The 1,292-nt window shown below is 35.9% G+C and carries 2 protein-coding genes; both read left to right on the top strand.

Features of this window, described 5'->3' with window-relative positions; all coding sequences use genetic code 11:
- The first annotated feature begins 265 nt into the window (after positions 1-265).
- Positions 266-841, top strand: coding sequence for a class I SAM-dependent methyltransferase (locus ABZ857_RS44270; RefSeq protein WP_235317999.1), 576 nt, complete (start codon positions 266-268; stop codon positions 839-841).
- On the top strand, positions 796-1,292 hold a 497-nt coding region (locus ABZ857_RS44265), incomplete at its 3' end, for a tyrosine-type recombinase/integrase (RefSeq protein WP_357056974.1). The genes ABZ857_RS44270 and ABZ857_RS44265, both read left to right, overlap by 46 nt.

Raw genomic sequence — 1,292 nt, 5'->3', positions numbered from 1 at the left:
ATATCTAACCAAATCTAATTTATAAAAAGTGGAATTAAACATGATATAAATTACTGTAACAACCGCAGAAAAGATTGAATAGATGAGCAGACACCAACGTTTTAGATTAATAAGATTGATGTACATAGTTCTTACGTCCTTTCTTATATTTTGGATAATATCAGTATACTCCAAAAAAAAAAATACAAGAATTTTCAAACAATTTAAAAAGGTCAATTACATTATTAATTATTTCACATTCCCTTATCTAATGGATATTGTTTTAGTGATCCCAGAAGATAGTATTATACTAGATTTAGGGACCGGACATGGACTTGTACTGATAAAGTTCGCCTCTAAAATATCAAGCGAAGGACATGTGACCGGAATAGATCTATGGAAAAATAGGGATCAATCCAATAATAGTTTTAAAAGCACACAACAGCTTTTACAGGAAAAAAATCTAGAAAATAGATCTGATTTAAAAACTGCGGATATGATAGAGCTACCTTTTGAAAATAAGAAATACGACTTTGTAACCGCAAGTATGGCAATTCATAATATTAAACCAAAACAGAACCGATACAAAGCCTTAGATGAAGCTACACGTGTACTAAAAACAGAGGGGCTATTAATAATATTAGATACTGGAAATCATAAAAAAGAATATCTCAGTTACCTGATCGCTTTAGGTTATCGTATTAAATATGCTAAGACTTATGGCATTATTGGTTGGTGGACTGGCCCTTGGATGTCTAGCTATGCTATTATAGCTGAAAAAAATTATGATATGATTGAGAAAGGATATCTAATTATATGGTTCAACAAATCGTTCTTCCCATCAAAGATTCGAACGTTCTAAAAATGGTGCAAGATACGTTACTTGATAGTTTTCGGGCTGGCCGTCGTAACTATACGATCTTCCAAGTCGGTAAGGCCACACTACTCCGTGTGAGTGATGTCATGACATTAAAAAAATCCGATGTCTTTAACCCAGATGGTTCTATCAAAAGCACGGCTTTTATTCATGATAAAAAGACAGGAAAAGCGAATACGTTATATTTGAAACCAGTAAAACAAGATTTATTGATTTATCATGATTGGCTGGTCCAACAAAATCTTAATTCTGAATGGTTATTTCCGTCAACCTCTCGCCCAAAGCGTCATATCACTGAAAAGCAATTTTATAAGGTCATGGCGCACGTTGGAGATCTTTTACTGCGACGTCCTGCCGGGACGGCGCCCGCGCGGCACGGCGCTGCTCGACCTGATCGAGAGGTATCGCCATGGCTGAGCGGATGGGGTTCTTCACC

This window comes from Microbispora sp. NPDC046933 (genome assembly GCF_040644635.1).
GTDB lineage: Bacteria > Actinomycetota > Actinomycetes > Streptosporangiales > Streptosporangiaceae > Microbispora.
The sequence above is the reverse complement of the archived record's forward strand: the minus strand, read 5'-3'. Positions and strand labels throughout refer to the sequence as shown.